Origin of the sequence: Burkholderia sp. BCC1988 (assembly GCF_905339895.1) — a bacterium.
Taxonomy (GTDB): domain Bacteria; phylum Pseudomonadota; class Gammaproteobacteria; order Burkholderiales; family Burkholderiaceae; genus Burkholderia.
Genome location: NZ_CAJPHA010000002.1, coordinates 15,589 through 32,631, shown reverse-complemented (window position 1 = coordinate 32,631; position 17,043 = coordinate 15,589). Strand labels below are relative to the sequence as shown.

12 protein-coding genes are annotated in these 17,043 nt (G+C 66.8%); 5 read left to right on the top strand and 7 right to left on the bottom strand.

All coding sequences use genetic code 11. From position 1 onward, the window contains the following. The first annotated feature begins 7 nt into the window (after nt 1–7). From U4012_RS02930 to U4012_RS02915, 4 genes are all read left to right on the top strand, one after another. Complete coding sequence (locus U4012_RS02930) at nt 8–955, top strand: YncE family protein (RefSeq protein WP_044847506.1); 948 nt, start codon at nt 8–10, stop codon at nt 953–955. Beyond that, nucleotides 933–1,889, top strand: a complete 957-nt coding sequence (locus U4012_RS02925; protein ID WP_321796064.1) for an amidohydrolase family protein — start codon at nt 933–935, stop codon at nt 1,887–1,889. The genes U4012_RS02930 and U4012_RS02925 overlap by 23 nt, the downstream gene beginning before the upstream one ends. A gap of 126 nt (nt 1,890–2,015) precedes the next feature. Next, nucleotides 2,016–2,972, top strand: a complete 957-nt coding sequence (locus U4012_RS02920) for a hypothetical protein (protein WP_321796062.1) — start codon at nt 2,016–2,018, stop codon at nt 2,970–2,972. A 67-nt stretch (nt 2,973–3,039) separates the two neighbouring features. Beyond that, a complete protein-coding gene (locus U4012_RS02915; protein WP_321796060.1) occupies nt 3,040–3,489 on the top strand; it encodes a GNAT family N-acetyltransferase in 450 nt (149 codons plus the stop codon). 131 nt (nt 3,490–3,620) lie between these two features. On the opposite strand, the gene U4012_RS02910 is transcribed toward U4012_RS02915, so the two are convergent. The 4 genes from U4012_RS02910 to U4012_RS02895 all read right to left on the bottom strand — a co-directional run bounded on the left by U4012_RS02910 (nt 3,621) and on the right by U4012_RS02895 (nt 12,074). Beyond that, nucleotides 3,621–6,506, bottom strand: coding sequence for a beta-propeller fold lactonase family protein (locus tag U4012_RS02910; protein WP_415750352.1), 2,886 nt, complete (start codon nt 6,504–6,506; stop codon nt 3,621–3,623). A 267-nt stretch (nt 6,507–6,773) separates the two neighbouring features. Then, nucleotides 6,774–8,708 carry an SMP-30/gluconolactonase/LRE family protein gene (locus tag U4012_RS02905; RefSeq protein ID WP_321796056.1) on the bottom strand — a complete coding sequence of 645 codons (1,935 nt, stop codon included), beginning with the start codon at nt 8,706–8,708 and terminating at the stop codon, nt 6,774–6,776. Nucleotides 8,709–9,128: 420 nt separating this feature from the next. Continuing rightward, nucleotides 9,129–10,436 carry a dicarboxylate/amino acid:cation symporter gene (locus U4012_RS02900; protein WP_124487130.1) on the bottom strand — a complete coding sequence of 436 codons (1,308 nt, stop codon included), beginning with the start codon at nt 10,434–10,436 and terminating at the stop codon, nt 9,129–9,131. A gap of 432 nt (nt 10,437–10,868) precedes the next feature. Continuing rightward, nucleotides 10,869–12,074 (bottom strand): MFS transporter, encoded by a 1,206-nt coding sequence (locus U4012_RS02895; RefSeq protein WP_044847510.1) that lies wholly within the window; start codon nt 12,072–12,074, stop codon nt 10,869–10,871. A 617-nt stretch (nt 12,075–12,691) separates the two neighbouring features. Here U4012_RS02895 and U4012_RS02890 point away from each other — a divergent pair. After that, a complete protein-coding gene (locus U4012_RS02890; RefSeq protein ID WP_321796051.1) occupies nt 12,692–14,839 on the top strand; it encodes a TonB-dependent siderophore receptor in 2,148 nt (715 codons plus the stop codon). Nucleotides 14,840–15,114: 275 nt separating this feature from the next. Here U4012_RS02890 and U4012_RS02885 read toward each other — a convergent pair whose 3' ends face one another. Genes U4012_RS02885 through U4012_RS02875 form a run of 3 tightly spaced genes read right to left on the bottom strand, consistent with a single transcriptional unit; the run spans nt 15,115 to nt 16,873 of the window. Then, nucleotides 15,115–15,291, bottom strand: coding sequence for a DUF1289 domain-containing protein (locus U4012_RS02885; protein ID WP_185500436.1), 177 nt, complete (start codon nt 15,289–15,291; stop codon nt 15,115–15,117). 2 nt (nt 15,292–15,293) lie between these two features. Further along, nucleotides 15,294–16,589, bottom strand: coding sequence for a CDF family Co(II)/Ni(II) efflux transporter DmeF (dmeF, locus tag U4012_RS02880; protein WP_321796048.1), 1,296 nt, complete (start codon nt 16,587–16,589; stop codon nt 15,294–15,296). 11 nt (nt 16,590–16,600) lie between these two features. Beyond that, nucleotides 16,601–16,873, bottom strand: coding sequence for a metal/formaldehyde-sensitive transcriptional repressor (locus U4012_RS02875; protein WP_044847515.1), 273 nt, complete (start codon nt 16,871–16,873; stop codon nt 16,601–16,603). Nucleotides 16,874–17,043: the final 170 nt, after the last annotated feature.

The window sequence follows — 17,043 nt, the reverse complement described above, 5'->3', positions numbered from 1 at the left end:
ACACACCATGAACGACATCCTGTTGCTGGTGCAGAAATGCGCCCACACCTTCAGCTTCTACGACCTCGAAACGAAAGCCGCGCTCAAGCACATCGTGCTGCCGAACTTCCCGCACGAGTTCACCGTCGACGTGAACGACCGCTTCGCGTACGTCGGCATCTTCGGGATCGAGACCGCGTGGTCGCGCGGCCATGAAGGCGATCACCGGATCGCCGAGATCGACCTCGTCGAGCGCACGCACACGCGCATGCTCGACCTGTGGCCGTACTACCGGCCGCACGGGATGGCGGCCGATCGCGACGGCCGGCTGTACGCGATGAGCGAGGCGCACGACATGCTGCTCGTGTTCGACGCGCCGACCCGGCAGGCCGTGCCGAACATGGCCGTGCCGTCCGGCGGCGTGAAGACGCACCTCGTGACGCTCACGCGCGATGCGAGCCGCGCCTACGGCGTGCACCTGCTGTCGAACACGGTCACGCAATTCCATCCGCGCGACGCGACCGTCGCGCCGCGTGCGGTGATGCCCGGCCCGCGTCCCGAAGGCAATGCGCTGTCGAGCGACGAGCGCACGCTGTTCGTCGCGAATCGCGGCGACGACACGCTCGTCGAGATCGACACCGACACGATGACCTGCGGCCGCCGCGTGAAGACCCGCAGCGATCCCAACCGCATCTACCGCACCACCGCGCCGGACGGCCGCGACCTGCTGCTGCTGACCAATTCCGGCGAGCGGTCGATCTCGGTGTTCGATGCGCGGCAGCTGGAGGAAATCGAACGCGTCGCGCTGCCCGCGAACCCGACCGCGCTGTCGTTCCATCCGTCGCGGCGCGTCGCGTACGTGTCGTTCCAGGACGACTACGTACGCGAGCTCGATCTCGATGCGTGGCGGTTCGTCGGTGCATTGCCGACGCTGCGCGAACCGGATGCGTCGTATGTGCTCGCCGGCACGCGCTGAGCGGCGCGACGACGCACCGCCGCCCGACGCGATGCCGGCGGCGCTCGTCGACGCGCATCACCACCTTTGGCAGCTCGGCGCGGGCGCGCACTACCCGTGGCTGCAGGACCGGTACGATCCGGCGCACTTCATGTTCGGCGACTACGCGGCGCTGTGCCGCGATTTCGGCGTGGACGACTACCGGCACGCCGCGCAACGCGCGCCGCTCGTCGCGAGCGTGCACGTCGAGGCCGAACGGGCGCGCGACGAGGCGCTCGCGGAGACACGCTGGCTGCACGAGGTCGCGGCCGCGCACGGGCTGCCGTCGGCCGTCGTCGCGTGGGTCGACCTGCTGGCCGACGACGCGCACGAGCGGCTCGCCGAACAGGCCGTATGGCCACGCGTGCGCGGCGTGCGGTTCAAGCCGCGCACCGCTGCGTCGCCGGACGCGGCCGTCGACGGGCCCGGCACGCTGCGCGACCCGCGCTGGCCGGCCGCGCTGGAACGCCTGGCTGCGCATGGCCTGAGCTGGGACCTGCGCGTGCCGTTCTGGCATCTCGGCGACGCGGTCGCGCTGCTGGCCGATGCGCCCGGCGTCGACGTCGTGCTCGAACATGCCGGGCTGCCGTGGGACCGTTCGGACGCGGGGCTCGCGCGCTGGCGCAGCGGCATGGAAGCGCTCGCCGCCTCGCCGCGCGTGACCGTCAAGATCTCCGAACTCGGCTTGCGCGATGCGGTGTGGAACGACGCGGACAACGCGCGGATCATCCGCGACACGATCGCGATATTCGGGTGGCAGCGCTGCCTGTTCGCGAGCAATTTTCCGGTGGCGGGGTTGCGGGTGTCGTATCCGGCGCTGCTGCGCACGTTCGCCCGCGCGATGGCGGACCTCGACGATGCGGCGCGCCGCGCGATCTGGCATGACAACGCGATGCGTGTGTACCGGATCGCGTGAGCGGGCTTGACGCATCGGCCGGACGGCCGGAATCGTACGTATCCGGTTGACCGCAGGATGATTCGAAAGGTATACGAAAGCATTGCGCTTCGCGCGTCGATGGCCTTTCGAGTCAACCCATCCGGCATGATCAACCGCAACGGAAACACGGCCGGCTTCGCCGCGGCCGGTACACTTGGCGACATGAGCCACTTTCGCATTACCTATGACGGGCCGGCACTCGAATCGTCCGAAATGGACGTGCGGGAACTCGCCCCCGCCCTTCTCGCCGTCGGCGACTTGCTCGAGGCCTCGGCCAAGGCGCTCTGCGGAGACCAGGTTCGGCCACAGGTGAACGTCCGGGGCAGCTTCAAGACCGGCAGCTTCGGCATCGACTTCACGCTCGCGACCTCGCTCCTCGGCAGAATGCGCGACATGCTGAGCGGTAGCGAAGGCGCGGCACTCGCCAATGCCGTCACGATTCTGACCGCGCTCGGCATTGCCGGCCCGAAAGTCGGAAAGGGCCTGTTCGCGGTACTCAAGTGGTTACGCGGCCGCCCGATCCAGCGCGTTCGGATGAACGAACGCACCGCCGTGCTGCACGTCGATGGCGAAACGCTCGAGATCGAACTGTCCGTCCTCACCCTGCTGCGGGACGTGAGTGTCCGGGAGGCGACCACCCGTGCGCTCATGCCGCTTTCGCGCGACGGCGTGACGATTTTCTCGGCCGGCACCGACACGGACGTGTTCGAGACAGTCACCCGGGACGAGGTCGACTGGTTCCGCGTACCCGAGCAAGCCAACGTACCGATCCTCGACGAGCATCGCAAGATGGCGTTTTCGATCGTGTCGCTCGCGTTCAAGGACGACAACAAATGGCGTCTCTACGACGGTGCCGCCACGATCCACGCCGCGATCACCGATGCGAATTTCCTGAAGCGCGTGGACAACAACCGGATCAGCTTCAGCAAGGGCGACGTACTCGTCTGCAGCGTGCGCGTACAGCAGTGGCAGACCGCCGACGGAGCCAAGACCGAATACGAGGTCACGAACGTCCTCGAGCATCGTCCGGCCGTGCGGCAAATCCAGTTGCCCGGCCTTTGACCGGCATGCCGCGCTCGTGAATCATGCGCTGCATGCCATCGAACCCGCTCTCGAACGCGCTCCGACCATGCCCCCTGCGATCCGCCTGCGCCCGGCGTCTGCCGCCGACCTGCCGTTCCTGCTGAGGCTGCGCCGGCTCACGATGACCGAGCATCTGCAACGCGTCGGCGCACCCACCGACGACGCAGCGCACCACCAGCGCATCGTGGCGAATTTCGACGATGCGATGATCGTCTGCGAAGGCTCGGATGCCGATGCCGACTCGATCGGCTTGCTGAAGGTGACGCGCGCCGCCGGCGAATGGCACGTCCACCAGATCCAGATCCTCCCGTCGCGACAAGGCCGAGGCATCGGCGAAGCCGCGCTGCGCGAACTGCTGAGCGAAGCCGCGCTCGAGCCCGTGCCCGTATCGCTCAGCGTGCTGCACGGCAACCCGGCGCGGCGCCTCTACGAACGGCTCGGGTTCCGGCTCCTTTCCGAAACGGACAGCAGCGCGAACCTGATATGGCACGCATGACGCCGTGCGGCCCGGCCGGCCGCACACGTGGCGCACCGAATGCCGCCGACGCAGCCCCCCGCCGCACACCTCGCAAAAAAACACGGGCCCTCCCGCCGGGAGGCCCGCTTGCAGACCGTCCAGCCGGACGATCAGTCGTCGTCGCGGCTCGCGACCTTCTGCGTCACGCCCCTGAGCTTCGGATACGGCTGCGATCCCATCATGCCCTTCCACAACACGCGGTTGAACTGATCCGCCGGCACCTCGTCGGCATCGTCGAAATCGAACTTCGCCGTCACCTTCGCCCAGTACGCCGCGTCATGCTTCGGCGTGACGTCCGGCCCGGCCGCGTAGTGCAGCAGGTTCTCGCCCGCCCCTTCGGCCAGGCGCAGCCCGGTGCCCTTCAGCGCCGTCGACGCGACGGCCGTGTAGGTCCACGACGCCGGGCCGTGCACGTCGAACACGTCGGTCATCGGCCGCTGGTACGCGGTATTCAGGTTCATGTGCTGCGTGCCGAGCACGTCCTCGATGGTGCGCAGCGCATTGACCTGGCTGTAGCGCGTCCGGATCACCGCGCCCTGCTTCACGTACGGCCCGACGATGTACGCGGGCCCGCGATGCGAATCCACGTGGTCGGGGCCGTCCTGCACGTCGTCCTCGGTCACGACGATCAGCGTGTCGTTCGCATACGGGCTCTTCGCGACGGCTTCGACCAGCCGGCCGACCGCCAGGTCGTTGTCCGCCTGCTGCGTCTCCGGCGTGTTCACGCCGGCGAGCGCCGTGCCGAACGCCCCCATGTGATCGTGCGACAGGCGCACCAGCGACAGCGTCGGCAGGTTGCCGCCCGCGACGTACTGGTCGAACTCGCGTTTCCACTCGTCGAGGCGCCACTGGTCCGGATAATTCTGGTCGAAACCGCGGAAATACACGTCCGTCATCGACGCGAGCCGCGGGTCGAGCGCCGCGGCCTGGACGACGCCGGCCGCGTGCGGATCGACGATCGGGTTCGCGGCCGTGCCGATGCTGCCGACGTTGTTCACGAGGAAACCGTAGTTACGGACCGTGCCGCCGCCGGACAGCACCGCGTCGAAGATGTAGCCGCGCTGGCGGCCGAACGGCGCGTCGGACGACGCATGGTTGCCGGTGCCGGGCAGCAGGTTCGCCGCGCCGCCCGGCAGGGCGGCGGCCGCGTTGCTGTAGTTCGTGGTGCCGGCCGGGCCGGCCGCCGCATCGCGCTGCTGCACCGTCTCCCAGTTCACCGGCACGTTGCGGTTCGTGCCTTCGCTCTCGTACGACAGGCCGCGATTGACCGCCGCGTAGTTGATCTGCTGGGTGATCGTCTCGGTGTTGGTGACGCGCCCCTGCAGCGCCCACGACCAGCCGTCCATGCTGCCGTCGCCCGGGTTCATGAAGTTGTCGAGCGTCACGAACTGGCTCGCCAGGCGATGGAAGTTCGGCGTGATGTTCCGGCCGAACTGGGCGAGCTTCGGATCGCCGTTGGCGCCGTTGCCGATGTCGCCGAGCACCTGGTCGAACGTGCGGTTCTCCTTCACGACGTAGATCACGTGCTTGATGTGACGGCGCAGGAAGCCCATCACTTCGTTGTCCCTGTCGTTGTCTTCCGGGCGATAGAAGTTGTTGCGCGCGGCCTGCTGCGTCAGCGTCGGCAGCTCGTGGGCCGCCGGTACCGGCGCGCTCACGAGCGACGCGCGCTCGAGCTGGAACTGGTATTCGTTCGACGCGCGCGACGCGGCGGCCTGCGCCGGCGTCGCGCCGAACAGGTGGTCCGGGTTCGGGCCGGTGGTGCTCTTGCCGTTCACCACGTACATCCACGTGCCGTCGGCGCTGAACGTCACGTCGTGCGGCTCGAACGCGGTCGGAATCAGGCCGGTGACGCGATACGCGCGCTCCCCGACGAGCGGGATCACGGCGATTTCGTTCGCGCCGGCATTGGTCGCATACAGCGTGCGGCCATCGCGCGACAGCGTGACCGCGTACGTCGCCGCGCCCGTGTGCGCCTGGCCGTGCGCCAGCACGCCGGCCGGCGCGCGCGCGTCGATCCGCGTCACGACCGCGTTGGTGTTCGTGTCGATCACCGCGACCTGGTCGGCGTTGTCCTGCGCGACGAACAGCCTCGATTGCGACGCGTCGAGCGTCATGCCGAGCGCATTGCCGTCCAGCTTGATGCGCTTGAGCAGGCGGCCGCGGGACGGCGACGACACGTCGATCGCGACGATCTCGCGATCGCGATCCGACGACACGTACGCGATACCGTTGCCCTTCATCGCGACCGCGAACGGGAACGTGCCGCCGGCGTCGCCGCTGCGGCCTTCGTTGCCGGAGAAGAACGGCCGCAGGTCGTGCTCGTAGCGCACGATGCGGGTCGCGGTATCGATCACGCTGATCGAGTCGTTGTAGTTGTTCGCGACGACGAGCGTCCTGCCGTCGGCCGACAGCGCGAGCCCGGCCGCGTTCGGCTGCACGCGAATGCCGACGCCCTTGCCGGCGTGGCCGAGCGCGATCGTCGTCGACAGCGCCCACGCGCCGCCATGCTGCGCGTAGACGTAGACCGCATCGTCGCTGCCGCCGGTCGCATAGAGCGTGCTCCCGTCATGCGAAAACGCCAGGCCGACGAACGCGTTGGTCTGCTGAAGCACCTGCCTGAGCACCGGGCGCGTCTTGTTCGCGCCCGCGACGTCGTACAGGAAGATGAATTGCGTCGAGGCCGCGGTGTCGACCGAACCGTCCGGCTTGTACAGCGAGTTCTGGCCGGCGGTGATGATCGCCAGCGTCTTGCCGTCCGGGCTCAGTTGCGAGCGCACGGCTTCTCCCGCGACGAAATGCGGATAGGCCGGCAGTCCGGGATTCAGGAATTGCTGGACTGCGCCGCGCACGGCGAGCGGCGTGACGAACTGACCGCTCGGCACGCGGGCGGCATCGGCGGCGTCGAAACCGTCCGCATGCGCGTGCGACGCAAGCAACACGGCCGACATGACGGCTCCGAGTCGGAGCGCGCGCTTGACCTGGCTATTTTTCATAGGAATCCTCTGTACTGATGGGGCGATTACCGTCTGACGTGTCCGGCATGATCCTGGCGTTGTCTGCCCGTGTCGCGCGGTGGCGAGGGCCTTTGCCAGTCGATCGAGTGCATTGCGTCGACGATCGCCGACGTGCCGGCATTACATCGCCGCCCAATGTCAAGCGGATGACCGGCTCCGTTGCGGGCCGGCTTCTTACACATCGTTACAGCGAAGGCATTTCGATGACAGCCATCGCGGTGTCATCGTGGCCGTGCGGCCTCGCCGTCAAGGCGTCCACCGGTAAACGGTGATGCTGTTCCCTTTCACGTTGTTCTTCGTCACCACGTACTCGCCGTTCGCGCGACGGTATGCACGCACGCTGTACATCGCATCGATCGCGCTGCTGGTATCCACGGTCGCCGGGCTCGCGTTGACGAGCGTCGTGTCGAGATTGCCGGTGTCGAGATTGAATGCGTCGATGTTCGGCCACAGCGGCCCGCTGCTGCTGAACCAGTAGCCGACGAACAGGTGGTTGCCGGCCGCATCGATCGACTTCGCGCCGCTATGCGGCAGCGTGATCACCGGGTTCGGCTTCGTCGTGTTGCCCGCGCGCCAGCCGTGATACACCTCGATGCGCGTGCCGATCGACGTCCAGTCGGTACTGCCGACGACGCCCTGCGCGAGCACCATCGTGTCGCTGTCGGCGAGATAGACGATGCGCGTGAGCGGCTGGATGCTGGCCGGCACCGGCGTCGGCACGCCCGGCCCCCACGACGGCTTGCCGCTCGCATCGAAACCGGTCAGCGGATAGTGATAAATGGCGCCGGTCTTGTCGAGGCCGGCCCATACGCCGCCGTTGCTGTCGAGGCTGAAGCCGGCCGACACGCGCCGGGTCGTGTTGAACGCGGGCCCGGGGATCGATCCGTCCGGAATCGCGACGTAGCCGTTGGCCGCGTTGAAGTGGAAGAAATAGTAGACCGGCGGATTCTGCCCCGCCGCGACGAGGATCCGGTTCGCGCCGACCGACGTCAGCAGCCCGAAGTGCTCGTCGCGCTGCGTGTCGCCCATATTGATGCGCGGGTCCGACGGATACGTGAACGGATCGACGGTGTTCGCGACGAAGGTGCCGCCCGCGGTGCCGCTGTAGACGTGCGTGCCGCTGTAGAACAGCGCGCCTTCGGTGACCGGGTCCGGCGCGGCGATGCCTTCGAAATTGAGCGACTGCAGCGTCCACCGCAGGCTGCCGGTGCTGCCGTACGCGTGAATGTCGGTCGCGCCGTTGCGGCCGAGATCCCAGCTGCCGCCCCACGGGTTGTTGAGTACATACAGGTTGCCGGCCGTGTCCTTGCCGATGCCGGCCACGCGGGTGAAGCGCTGCGCGCCGACTTGCCCCTTGGTGCCCGTCGTCGTGTCGAGATAACCGCCGCGCACGCCGAACGTGCCGGCCAGCGCGGGCCGGCCCGCGACGGTATAGCGCTTGATGTTCATGTCGGGGCCTTCGTCGCCGACCATCAGCTGCCCCGCCGCCGCATCGAAATAGAGCGCCGACGGCTGCGACCCGGCGGCCAGCCGGATCGTGTTCAGCAGCGCACCGGCCGGGCTGAATTCGACGACTGCGCCCGCGCTCTTCTGCGCGACCCAGACGTTGCCCGCACCGTCGACGGCGAGCGCGCCGGGCGCCGATACGCCGATGTCGCGCTGCCACACGCCGTCGGTCGTGAACACCCGCACGCGATTGCCGTAGAAGTCGCTCGCATAGAGCAGCGAGCCGGCCGTGGCGAGCCCGGTGACGACGTCGATGCGCGGCTGGTCGGTCGCCGCCGTGACCTGAATCAGCTTGTCGCGGAACCGCGTCGCGCGGTTGTAGCGCCCGACCGCGCCGCTGCCGTATCCGTTGCCGGGCTGCAGCGCGACGAACAGCGACGTCGCGTTGCCCGTGATCGCGCTGCCCTGGAATTCGGAATGCGTGCCGATCGAGCCGGCGCTCTTGCCGTTCTGGTAGATCGCGACGCCGCCCTCGTCCTCGTCCCACATCGACGCGGTGTAGATCACGCCTTCGGGCGCGACCCACATCGAACGCGCGACGTTGCCGACGTGCGCGGCGAGCGTGCCGTAGGTGTTCGCCAGCCAGTCGGTGGTGTTGGCCGCGTATCCGGCCGGCGCAATCGTGGCGATCGCGGCGGCGAGCAGCACGGCCTGAATCGGTTTTCCGGCGACCATGGCTGATGCTCTCCTGAATGGTGGAATCGGCAGTGCGTAAATACTGCCGCCTAAATCATCCGGTGCAGTCGGTATTACATCGCGCGCGCATTTGATAATCGGCTGCAGCGAGAATAGCGTTATATAAATCGAAAAAAATTGCGGACCGATGGCGTAGACGGCGCGCGCGATTGCGCGAGAGTGAATGACCACTTACGCGCGTACCTTGATATCGAGGAAATCCGGCGTTCGCCGACGGGAATATCACCGCGGGTTCGAATGCGGCGGATCGGGAATGGGGAGGTTTTTCGGCGAATCGGGAAAATCGCCGGAGGCAGGTAGAGGAACAACTACCGGCGGGTATTGCCGGCAGGTATTGCACCGGCCTGTATCCAGGTCGAATCCAGGCCGGTGCAGATCATTTCATTTGAAACGGGGAAATCACGCGGACGTTGCCGTCTCCCGCACTTCCGCCTGCCTGATCTCGCCGCCGCCGTCCGGATCCGTGTCGTCGCGCGAATCGCCGAGCTGGCCTTCCCACTTCGCGACCACCGCAGCCGCGATCGAGTTGCCGACCGCGTTGGTGGCCGAGCGCCCCATGTCGAGGAACATGTCGACGCCCATGATCAGCAGCAGTCCGGCTTCCGGCAGATGGAACTGGCCGAGCGTCGCCGCGATCACGACCAGCGATGCGCGCGGCACGCCCGCCATCCCCTTCGACGTCACCATCAGCATCAACAGCATCGTGATCTGCGTGCCGAGCGGCAGGTCGATCCCGTACACCTGCGAGATGAACAGCACCGCGAACGTGCAGTACATCATCGAGCCGTCGAGGTTGAACGAGTACCCGATCGGCAGCACGAAGCTCGAGATCCTGCGATTCACGCCGAACCGGTCGAGCGCGTCGAGCAGCTTCGGATACGCGGCTTCCGAGCTCGCCGTCGCGAACGACAGCAGGAACGGCTCGCGGATCAGGCGGATCAGCGTGAACGCGCGCTTGCCGAGAAACGCCACGCCAGCGAGCGTCAGCACGCCCCACAGCAGCGCCAGCGCCAGGTAGAAGCTCGCCATGAACTTCGCGAACGTGAGCAGGATGCCGAGCCCTTCCGTCGTGATCGTCGACGCCAGCGCCGCGAACACCGCGACCGGCGCGAACCACATCACCGCGCCCGTCACCTTGAGCATGACCTGCGCGAGATCGTCGATCACGCCGGTCAGGCGCTTGCCGGCGTCGCCGAGCGCGGACAGCGCGGTGCCGAAGAAGATCGAGAACACGACGATCTGCAGGATCTCGTTGTTCGCCATCGCCTCGGCGATCGATTTCGGCACCAGGTGGACGACGAAATCCTTCAGCGTGAATGCGCCCGTCTTCAGGTTCAGCGCCGCATCGGCGGCCGGCAGCGGCAGGCTCAGGTGGCTGCCCGGCTTCAGGATCGTCGCGGTGATCAGGCCGAGCAGCAACGACGTGAACGACGCGATGAAGAACCAGCCGAACGCCTTCACACCGACGCGGCCGACCGACCCGCTGTCGCCCATCTGCGCGATGCCGACGGTCAGCGTCGCGAACACCAGCGGCGCGATGATCATCTTGATCAGGCGCAGGAACACGTCGGACAGCAGCGACACATAGCCGGCGACTTCCCTGGCCATTTTCGGGTCGGGAAACGCGCTATGACAGGCGTAGCCCACGGCAATGCCAAGCACCATCGCGATGACGATGTACTTGGTGATGTTGTGCTTCTTCTTCATTAGCAATCCAAATTACAGAACGGGTGTTTCCAACGGCAGGTCGATCGCCGGCATTGAAACGGGGATGGAATTCCGCGAGCGCGGTGCGCGCCGTTTTCGAATGCCGGAGCCCGTCCGTGGGTATGGCCACGGCGAACAGGGGACGCATTCTATCGCAAACGCCGGACAATCTTTCAAATCTGAAAGCTAAGGGCGGAATGCGACGCGCGGAACTAGGCGGAGTGGGCCTTCGCCGGTCTGGGGCTTCGGGCTTCGGGCTTCGGGCTTCGGACTTCGGGCTTCAGGCTTCAGGCCTCGGGCCTCGGGCTTCGGGCCGGGTGCCGGTAGCCAGTGCGCCGACGGGCGGCGCCCCGGCTTCGATCTTCGGGCACCGTCGCGCCCGCCCGTCAGTTCGGCCTTGCGCGGGCGTCGGCGAACCCGCGGCGTGACGCATCACGCCGGCGACGTGCCGGGTCGCGGCATGAACCGGCACAGGCACAGCGGCACCACGACCAGCGCCGCGCCGGCGAGAAACGTGGCCGACGCGCCGAAACGCGCCCACAGCGCGCCGGCGATGCTGCTCGCGAGCAGCATGCAGATGCCGCTCACCAGGTTGAACACGCCGAACGCGGTCCCGCGCAGCGTGGCCGGCGAGGTTTCCGACACCATCGCGGCGAGGATGCCCTGCGTGAAGCCCATGTGCAGCCCCCACACGGCCACGCCGGCGAACATCGAGAGCGTCGACGTGCCGATGCCGAGCAGCAGGTCGGCCGCGATCAGCAGCACCATGCCGGCCGCGAGCAGCACGCGGCGATCGAGCCGGTCCGACAGGATGCCGACCGGCCAGGCGGACGCCGAATAAGCGACGCTCATCGCGACCATCACGCCCGGGATCCATGCCGCATCGAGCCCCGTCTGCTGCGCACGCAGCACCAGGAATGCCTCGCTGAAGCGCGCGAGCGTAAACGTCGCGCCGGCCGCGACGACGAACCAGTAGCCGCGGGGAAACTCGCGCAGCGCGTTCCAGCGCAACGGCGAGCGAAAGCGCCGGTCCGGTTTCGACTGCTCGGGCTCCCGTACGCCGAAGACGATCAATGCGATCGCGACGAAGGCCGGCACCACGGCGAACCACAGCACGGTCCGGATGCGGTCCTCGAACCAGAGCATCAGCACGATCGCGAGCATCGGCCCGAGAAACGCGCCCACGGTATCCATCGACTGACGCAGGCCGAAGCAGGCGCCGCGGATTTCGGGCGGTGCGACGTCGGCCACGAGCGCGTCGCGCGGCGCGCCGCGAATTCCCTTGCCGACGCGGTCGAGCAGACGGGCCGTCACGACCACGGCCGGCGTGGACGCCAGCGGAAACAACGGCTTGGTCAGCGCCGCGAGGCCATAGCCGATCAGCAGCAGCCCCTTGCGGCGCCCGAGCCAGTCGCTGATCGCGCCGGAGAACACCTTGACGATCATCGCCGTCGCTTCGGCCGCCCCTTCGAGCACGCCGAGCGCGGCGACGCTCATGCCCATCGTCGACACCAGATAGATCGGCAACAGCGCATGGATCAGTTCGGACGACAGGTCCATGAAGAGGCTCACGAGGCCCAGGGCCCACACGGTCCGTGGAATCGCAGGCTTGCCGGCAATCGGGGTTGGAGCGCTCATGATCGATCTGCATCGAGGTTGCGGACGGTGCGACTTGCCACGGGGTTCCCTGTCCCGACAGGACAGGCGCGCCGCGGCGCGGGAACACGTCAGCGCCGGTAATCGGCACACCGCGCGGCAGGACTCGCGTGACGGTGCCGATTGCCGGCCGTCCGCCACCTCGACACACGGCGCGGCCGCTGCCCGTTCCGTCAGGCCGCGCACGCCGGCAGTATCCGACCGCTTCGTGACACCGACCGTGACGAGATGCCACGGCCGCCGGAAGATTTCAGGATACAGCGCGCCATGCCAGACCGGCACGCGCGCCGCCCCGCCGGTCACCACCTCGTAGTCGGATCGACAGAGTCGCAACACCGAACGGTTCGATGACCGTGCCGGATCAATCCCGACGAACCTCCCCGCGCGACGCGCCCCGCTGGCGCTTCAGTCGCCGTCATTGCCTGGCCGCACGCCGTGCTCGTCCGGATCCGGCACGAACGCATCCTTCGGCGTCAGCAAACATCAGACAAAAACAAGAATCCCGGTTATCGCGCAACACTTGTTGACCCTTACTTCCTTTCAAATGATAATGCGTCGCGTTTCGAGATTACGAATCATTACACATGGCAGGTTGGGAAATGAAACACGTGTTGCACCCGGCGCGACGGGCCATTCTGGCCGCCATCGCGTGCCAGCCGATCATGGTCGGCGCGGCCTTCGCACAGGAAAACGCAAGTGCACCGACCAGCACGGCCACCGACGTGTTGCCGGCGGTATCGGTGAACGCCAGCGCGCTCCGCGATCCGGGCGAAGGCTACAACCCGACGAACGCGGTCAGCGCCACCAGGATCGACGCGCCGCTGCGCGATATCCCGCAGACGGTTAACGTGGTCACGGCCGAAGTGATGCGCGACCAGCATGCGAACTCGCTGCAGGACGTGCTGAAGAACGTCGCGGGCGTCGGGTTCTCGACCGGCGACGGTCAGCGCGACCAGGTCACCATTCGCGGCTTCTCAGCGATTGCCGACCAGTTCGTCGACGGCATTCGCGACGATGCCCTGTATTTCCGGGATCTCTCGAACGTCGACCGGGTGGAAGTGGTCAAGGGCCCGGCTGCCGTTCTTTACGGCCGCGGATCGTCAGGTGGACTGATCAATCGCGTGACGAAAAAACCCGGGATCGACGTGACCAACTTCGGGATCAGCTACGGTTCGTGGGCCGATCGCCGGGTGGAGGCCGACGTCGGGCGCGTCCTCGCGAACGGCGCGGCCGCCTTCCGGATCACCGGCGCACACGAGGAAGCGAAGAGCTATCGCTCGCAACAGTTCCTGAATCGCACGGCGGTCGCGCCGTCGTTCGAGTTTCGCATCGCGCCGAAGACGACCGTCCTGCTGCAGGCGGACTACCTCGAAGATCGTCGCGTGACGGACTTCGGCATTCCGGCCTATCACGGACGACCGGTCGACGTGCCGGCATCCGCGTATTACGGCGCGGCGAACGCCGGCGACGTGGACTATACGCGATCGCGGGTCTATTCGAGTACCGCGACGATCAAGCACGAGTTCAACGACCAATGGTCGATCCGGAACGCCACCCGCTACTATCACTACTCGCTCGACCGGAACAACACGCTGGTCGGCAGCGTCAACGAGGCGGCGCGGACGTTCACGCTGAATCACGGCAACGTCTATCGCGAGGAACACGGCTGGTTCAACCAGACCGATCTCACGCAGAAGGCCACGCTGTTCGGCATGAAGCACGAATTGCTGTACGGGATGGAATTCGGCCAGCAGAACAAGGATCTCGTCAGCTACTCGGCGCCCGTCACCGGCGCGAACGGCAAGCCGATGAATTTCGACCTGTTCGCGCCCGCCCTTCCGACGCTGCCGCTGCACACGTCGACCACGCCGACGGCCAACAACCTCGGCATCTTCAAGACCCTCGGGTTCTACACGCAGGACCTGATCAGCTTCAACGAGCAGTGGAAGGCGCTGCTCGGCATCCGCTACGATCGCTTCGAGCAGGAGACGCTCGACCGCCGTCCGAAGCAGCCGGGCCTGTCGCGCACCGATACGGCGTGGAGCCCGCGCGTGGGTCTCGTCTGGCAGCCCACCCGAACGCAGTCGTACTACGTGTCGTGGAGCCGCTCGTTCCAGCCTTCCGGCGAAGCGTTCTCGCTGGCGGCCAACAATGCCGAACTCGCTCCGGAAACCACGACCAACACCGAGATCGGCGCGAAGTACGACTGGCTCGGCGGCAAGGCCACCACGACGATCTCGGTGTTCCGGCTGGACCGCAGCAACATCAAGGTCGCCAATGCAAGCAACACGGCGCTGATTCCGATCGGCGAGCAGCGGACCGACGGCGTGGAACTCAGCGGGGCTGCGGAACTCGGCCACGGCTGGCGCGTGCTCGCGGGCTATGCCTACCTCGATGCCACCGTCACCCAGTCGACGGCCGCGTTGCAGGGCAAGCGCGCCACCCTGACCCCGCGCCACTCCGGCAACCTGTGGCTCACCAAGAATCTCGGCAGCGGCTTCGGCGTTGGCGGCGGCCTGAACCTCGTCGGCGCGCGCATGGCCGATCCGCAGAACACGGTGACGCTGCCGGGTTACGTGACGGCCGACATGATGGCCTGGTATGCGCACGGGCCGATGTCGCTCCAGTTGAACCTCTACAACCTGTTCAACAAGGGCTACATCGTGTCGGCCCATGGCTCGAACCCGAACCTCAACATGCCGGGGGCGCCGCGCAGCGTCATGGCGACGTTGCGATACGAGATGTAGAAGCGGCGCAGTCCCGACGAGGCGTGCCGGGCGGATCGACGACCGTCACCGACCGCCGCCTCGGCAATACCGGATCACAAGCGTCCTGATCCGCGTGACGGCGCGCGGACGGCGTACATCGTCCGGCAAATGCGTTCGTCGGGAATGCACCGGCGTGGCGGGGCCGGTTGAAGCAAGCGACGCGGTCGGCACGCGCATCGCCCCGATCCTTCGTCCCGTCCGCCGCGCGTTCAATCTGCTGCAGCCGCACGCGCGACTTCGCGCATACCTCGACTTCAAGCCCGCGTCAGCTTCGCATGCCGCCGCGCGCGGTCGTTCACGATCTGATGGCGCCGGTGATCCGTCATCTTCTTCCAGTCGCGCGCTTCGTCGCGCGTTCGCAGGCATGCCACGCAATAGCCGGTGCGACCGTCGAACGAACACACGTCGACGCAAGGGGACTTGACCGCCATGCTCATCGCCCTCGCGTCGCGGGCACGACTTCGACGGTCACGTGCGACAGGTTCCTGAACCGCTGCAGCACGCCGTGATAGAAGCGCGCATCGCGCTTCGGATCGTCCGTCACCACCGACACGACCGCGCTCATGTGTCCCGGCCCGAGCCGCCACACATGCAGGTCGCCGACCCGGTCGCCCGTGCCTTCGATCGCACCGCGCACGTTGTCCGTCAGGCGGCGATCCGAATTCATGTCGAGCAGGATCCCGCCCGTATCGCGCATCAGGCCGTACGACCAGTTCGCGATCACCAGCGCGCCGATGATGCCGGCCAGCGGATCCATCCAGACCCAGCCGAACGCCCGCGCGAGCAGCAGCCCGACGATCGTCAGGACGGAGACGGCCGCGTCGGCGATCACGTGGATGTACGCGGAGCGGATGTTGTGATCGCGCGCCGCCGCCGCGGACGTGCCGTGGTCGTGCTCCTCGAACGCCAGTTCGTGCTCGCGGCCGTTCAGCCGGACGATCGCATTGAATTCGTGCGGTTCGGGAATGGCTTCGGTCGACTCCAGATAGCCGCCGCGACTTTGCATCGCGAACACGTGACGGCTGCCGTCCGGGCGGATCGTCGTCACCGACACCGCGCTCACATCGACGAGCTTCGTCTCGTGCGTCGCGGGCGCGACGCGGAACACCGGCGGGACGCCTTCCTCGAACACCGACACGACGAATACGCCCTGCCGATCGAAGATCTGGTGCGCTTCCTCTTCGTGGTCGTGCGCGTGACCGTCGTGATCGTCATGACCATGCCCGTGATGATGACCGTGATGATGACCATGACCGTGGCCATGATGGTCGCCGCTCAGCAGCCACACGCTCGCGATGTTGACGAGCAAGCCGGCCACCGCGATCGGAATCGCCTCGCCGAAATGAATCGGGACCGGCGCGAGCAGGCGTGCGACCGCCTCGTACCCGATCAGCAGCGCGATCATCGCGAGCACGATCGCGCTCGTGAAACCCGCGAGATCGCCGAGCTTGCCCGTGCCGAACACGAAGCGCGGGTCGCGCGCATGCTTGCGCGCGTATGTATAGGCGAGCGCGGCGATCAGCATCGCGCCCGCGTGCGTCGACATGTGCAGGCCGTCCGCGATCAGTGCCAGCGAACCGAACAGGGACCCGCCGACGATCTCCGCCACCATCATCGCCGCGCACAGCGCGATGACCATCCAGGTCCGGCGTTCGTTCTGCTCGTGCGCGGCGCCGAGAAAGATGTGGTCATGCCCTGCGCCGAAGGCGTCATTGCTGAAGCTGTTCATTCCGCCTCCGGTTACTTGAAGTAGCTGTGCACGACTTCGATCAGCTGTTCGGTCGCGCTGCCTTCGTCGTCGTGACCTTCGGCGTCGACCAGATGGCTGCGAATGTGATCCTCGAGCACGACCGCGAGCAGGCCGTTCATTGCGCCGCGACCGCTCGTGATGAGGCGGAGGATTTCGTTGCAACCGCGCTCGTCCTCGAGCGCGCGTTCGATCGCTTCGACCTGCCCTTTGATCCGGCGGACACGGTTCAGCAGCTTCTGCTTTTCCTGGATGGTGTGGCTCATGGTGGTCCTTTCATATACCGGGGGGGACTATATATCAAATCGCGCTTCCATATAGGGGGAGGGGGTATTTGCCGGAAAAAACCAGACGAATGACGCGCGCCTCGCAGGCCGCCCGGCCGCCAGTCACCGAAGCCGCCGCCAAAGTTAACTTGTAGAAGTCGTAACGTATG

Excerpts from the sequence above, each read along its gene's own strand:
- U4012_RS02895 (WP_044847510.1), bottom strand. The coding sequence starts at position 12,074 with ATGAGCGCTCCAACCCCGATTGCCGGCAAGCCTGCGATTCCACGGACC.
- U4012_RS02885 (WP_185500436.1), bottom strand. The coding sequence starts at position 15,291 with ATGGCGGTCAAGTCCCCTTGCGTCGACGTGTGTTCGTTCGACGGTCGC.
- U4012_RS02910 (WP_415750352.1), bottom strand. The coding sequence starts at position 6,506 with ATGAAAAATAGCCAGGTCAAGCGCGCGCTCCGACTCGGAGCCGTCATG.
- U4012_RS02875 (WP_044847515.1), bottom strand. The coding sequence starts at position 16,873 with ATGAGCCACACCATCCAGGAAAAGCAGAAGCTGCTGAACCGTGTCCGC.
- U4012_RS02920 (WP_321796062.1), top strand. The coding sequence starts at position 2,016 with ATGATCAACCGCAACGGAAACACGGCCGGCTTCGCCGCGGCCGGTACA.
- U4012_RS02900 (WP_124487130.1), bottom strand. The coding sequence starts at position 10,436 with ATGAAGAAGAAGCACAACATCACCAAGTACATCGTCATCGCGATGGTG.
- U4012_RS02925 (WP_321796064.1), top strand. The coding sequence starts at position 933 with ATGTGCTCGCCGGCACGCGCTGAGCGGCGCGACGACGCACCGCCGCCC.
- U4012_RS02915 (WP_321796060.1), top strand. The coding sequence starts at position 3,040 with ATGCCCCCTGCGATCCGCCTGCGCCCGGCGTCTGCCGCCGACCTGCCG.
- U4012_RS02930 (WP_044847506.1), top strand. The coding sequence starts at position 8 with ATGAACGACATCCTGTTGCTGGTGCAGAAATGCGCCCACACCTTCAGC.
- U4012_RS02905 (WP_321796056.1), bottom strand. The coding sequence starts at position 8,708 with ATGGTCGCCGGAAAACCGATTCAGGCCGTGCTGCTCGCCGCCGCGATC.
- U4012_RS02890 (WP_321796051.1), top strand. The coding sequence starts at position 12,692 with ATGAAACACGTGTTGCACCCGGCGCGACGGGCCATTCTGGCCGCCATC.
- dmeF (WP_321796048.1), bottom strand. The coding sequence starts at position 16,589 with ATGAACAGCTTCAGCAATGACGCCTTCGGCGCAGGGCATGACCACATC.